This is a genomic window from Mycobacterium sp., from assembly GCF_049280035.1.
Classification (GTDB): Bacteria; Actinomycetota; Actinomycetes; order Mycobacteriales; family Mycobacteriaceae; genus Mycobacterium.
The window spans coordinates 1-3,850 of record NZ_JBAPPI010000538.1 but is presented as its reverse complement, the minus strand read 5'-3'; the positions used below and the strand labels follow the sequence as shown (position 1 = coordinate 3,850).

The window sequence follows — 3,850 nt, the reverse complement described above, 5'->3', positions numbered from 1 at the left end:
ATACCGGACAGGTCCTGTCCGCCGAGCTGGCGCATCAGACCGTCGTAGCGGCCACCGCCGCCGATGCCGGATTGCGCGCCCAGCCCGTCGTGCACGAACTCGAAGGTGGTCTTGGTGTAGTAATCCAATCCGCGGACCATCCGCGGGTTGATGACATAGGGCACGCCCAGGGCGTCGAGGTGCGCCAGTACGGTCTCGAAATGCTGCTTGGCCACATCGGAGAGGTGGTCGAGCATCACCGGGGCGTCGGCCGTCATCGCCTTGACTTCGGGACGCTTGTCGTCGAGCACCCGCAGCGGGTTGATCTCGGCGCGCCTGCGAGTTTCCTCGTCAAGGTCAAGCCGAAACAGGAAGTCCTGCAACATTTCCCGATACTGCGGACGGGAGGTGTTGTCGCCGAGCGAGGTGATTTCCAGCCGGAACCCGTCGAGGCCCAACGAGCGGAACCCGGCGTCGGCCACCGCGATCACTTCGGCGTCCAACGCGGGGTCGTCGATGCCGATCGCCTCGACACCGACCTGCTGCATTTGACGGTAGCGGCCGGCCTGGGGCCGCTCGTAGCGGAAGAACGGACCGGCGTAACACAGCTTGACCGGCAGCGCACCGCGGTCCAGTCCGTTCTGGATCACCGCGCGCACTACACAGGCGGTACCCTCCGGCCGCAGCGTCACCGAGCGGCCGCCGCGGTCGGCAAAGGTGTACATCTCTTTCGTCACGACGTCGGTGGACTCGCCCACCCCGCGGGCGAACAGCGCGGTGTCCTCGAAGATCGGCAGCTCGATGTCGCTGTAGCCGGCCCGGCGGGCGGCGTCGAGCAGCCCTGACCGCACCGCGACGAAGGTCGCCGATTCCGGCGGGACGTAGTCCGGTACGCCTTTGGGCCCGGAAAACGACGTGAACTCAGTCACAAGCGCCGCTCCTCAGCATCGCTGCGCTCTGCATCGTCGCCGGCGCGGTCACGGGCTCAGGCCTTCGAGGAACGGGTTGAACCGCCGTTCCGCGCCGATGGTCGTGGAATTCCCGTGTCCTGGTAGCACCACCGTTTTGTCGTCGAGGACCAACAGCTTGTCGACGATCGAGCGGATCAGGTCGCGACCGCTGCCGCCGAACAGGTCGGTCCGGCCCACCGAGCGTTCGAACAGGGTGTCGCCGGTGAACGCCAGGTCTTTATCGTCGTGAGCGTCCCTGACTCGGAAGACCACTGATCCGCGGGTGTGGCCGGGCGTGTGGTCGACGTTGACGCTGATTCCGGCGAGGTCGATCTTGTCGCCGTCTCGGTCCAGTTCGATGACCTGTTTGGGCTCACGGAAGATCGCGGCGAACAGCAGCTGGCCCAGCTTCGGCCCGAAGTCCTTGATGGGGTCGGTCAGCATGAACCGGTCCTCGGGGTGGATGTAGGCGGGGCAGCCGAAAGTGTCGGACACCTTCTGGGCCGACCAGATGTGGTCGATATGGCCGTGGGTGAGCAGCACCGCCGCGGGAGTCAGCCGATTTTGGTCCAGGATGCGCCGCAGCTGGCCCATAGCACGCTGGCCAGGGTCGACGATGATGGCGTCCGCTCCGGGGTGCGGCGCCAGCACATAGCAGTTGCACTGCAGCAGCCCGGCGGGAAATCCGGTGATGAACACGATCTACAGTTTCCCATTGTCGCCGCCCGACGACGATGCGGGCCACGCAGTTGGGCCGGGATGGGGGTCCCCCCGCTTGCGGGGGCGAGTTGGGCCATCGTTTCGGTGGGCATGGGTCGCGCCACCCCTATCCAGCGTCAACTGGCACACTCTTTGCTGACTCAGCACACAACCACGGAGGGATATTGGCGGTGCCGACCAACGAACAGCGACGTGCGACAGCCAGACGCAAACTCGAACGGCAGCTGGAACGCCGCGCCCAGCAGGCCCGTCGTCGTCGGATGCTGGCGATCGTCGGTGGGTCGATTGCAGCAGTGGTCGTGGTCGTCGCGGTGGTAGCCACGGTCGTGCTGACCAACAAGGAGCACAAGAATAAGCAGGCTTCGGCCGGCGGGAGCACGACGGCCAGCGCCGCTCCGGGCTCATCGTCGGGGATTCCGCCGTTGCCACCGTTCAAGGCGGCCGCCGATCTGGGCGCCAACTGCCAGTACGTGCCTTCGTCGGAGTCGGCCAGCAAGCCGGTGAAGCCGCCGAGGCAGGGCAAAGTGCCCACCGACCCGGCTCAGGTCAGTGTCAGCATGGTGACCAATCAGGGCAATGTCGGCTTGTTGCTCGCCAACAACGAATCACCTTGCACCGTCAACAGTTTCGTCAGCCTGGCGCAGCAGAAATTCTTCGACAACACTCCATGCCACCGGCTCACCGCCTCGCCGACGTCGGCGGTGTTGCAGTGCGGCGACCCCACCGGCGACGGCACCGGCGGGCCGGGCTATCAGTTCGCCAGCGAGTATCCCACCGACCAGTACAAGCCTGACGACCCCGCGGCCCACGAGCCGGTGGTCTACCCGCGTGGCACGCTGGCGATGGCCAATGCCGGACCGAACACCAACGGCAGCCAATTCTTTATGGTGTACAAGGACACCCAGCTGCCACCCGAATACACCGTCTTCGGCAAGATCCAACAAGACGGGCTGGCCACCCTGGACAAAATCGCGAAGGGCGGCGTTGCCGGCGGCGGTCAGGACGGCCAACCAGCCATCCAAGCCACGATCAAATCGGTGCGGCTGGACTGATCGAGCCTTCGGCGCCCTAGCTAACAGGAGAACTCTTTGTGCAGGTGACGACATTCGGGCGCTACCAGCTTCTCGATCTAATCGGCCGTGGCACAACCGGGAGAGTCTTCCAAGCCAACGACACCGTGACCAAGCAGGTAGTCGCGCTCAAGGTGGTGGCGGCGGAACTCAGCGACAATTTAGAGTTCCTCGACCAGTTCCGCCGCGACGTAGCCGCGGCCGCCGGCCTCGATAACCAACACGTGGTGCCGATCCACAATTACGGCGAGATCGACGGCCGGCTGTACGTGGACATGCGGCTGATCGGGGGCAGCAACCTCGGTCGCCTGATCAGAAACGAAGGCGGCCGAATACTTCCTGCCCGCGCGGTCGCGATCACCGAGCAGGTCGCCGCGGCCCTCGATAGCGCCCACCGAGCGGGTCTCGTCCATCGCGACGTCAAGCCGTCGAATATTTTGGTCGCGCCGCGAGACTTCGCCTACCTGACCGACTTTGGCATGGCGCGCAGCGCCGCAGATATCGCCGGGGCGAGCATGGGCCATGTCCCCGGCGCCTACATGGCGCCCGAAAGATTCAGTGGTGCAGGCGATCCCCGCGCTGACATCTATTCGCTCGCCTGCGTGTTGTACAAATGCTTGACGGGACAGCAGCCTTTTCCCGGAGACACCTTCGAAGAACAACGCGTTGGGCACTTGACCGCCCCACCGCCGCGACCGTCGACATCCTCTCCCGGTATAGCGCCGGCATTCAACGCGGTGATCGCCGCGGGTATGTCCAAAAGCCCGCAGGCCCGCTATCAGACGGCTTCGCAGTTGGCCGAAGCCGCACGAGCGGCGTTGGAGAACCGCTTCAGTCCACCGCCGAGCCCGGTGCGATCGGCCGGCGCCCAGCCCGCAGCGGGCTATCGCACCGCTGCACCGCCGCCGCACGGAGGGCCAGACCAGCCTGCGGAATCCGAGAGCAGAGGGCACGCCTTGGCTCTCATCGGCGGATTGGCCGTAGCGGGGGTGGCTTTGTTCGGGTTGATCGCGCTGGTGATTATCAGCGCCACCGCCTCGGATCGTGGGAGCTCAGCAAGGTCGTCGGCCGCCCCAACCAACACGTCCACCACGAGCAGCACCACTGCGACCACCTCGGTCACGGCCAAAC

Annotated in this window: 4 protein-coding genes; 2 read left to right on the top strand and 2 right to left on the bottom strand. The window is 65.5% G+C overall.

The window, feature by feature from the left end:
- The coding region (gene hisS / locus WAN71_RS17500) for a histidine--tRNA ligase (protein ID WP_422226542.1) at window positions 1–908 on the bottom strand (908 nt) is incomplete at its 3' end.
- 48 nt (window positions 909–956) lie between these two features.
- Complete coding sequence (locus tag WAN71_RS17495; protein ID WP_422226541.1) at window positions 957–1,628, bottom strand: MBL fold metallo-hydrolase; 672 nt, start codon at window positions 1,626–1,628, stop codon at window positions 957–959.
- A gap of 191 nt (window positions 1,629–1,819) precedes the next feature.
- Between WAN71_RS17495 and WAN71_RS17490 the strand changes: the two genes are divergently transcribed.
- Entirely contained in the window at window positions 1,820–2,701 is an 882-nt protein-coding gene (locus WAN71_RS17490) for a peptidylprolyl isomerase (protein WP_422226540.1), read from the top strand.
- A 38-nt stretch (window positions 2,702–2,739) separates the two neighbouring features.
- Window positions 2,740–3,850, top strand: a 1,111-nt coding sequence (locus WAN71_RS17485; protein WP_422226539.1) for a serine/threonine-protein kinase, incomplete at its 3' end; no start/stop codon positions are given.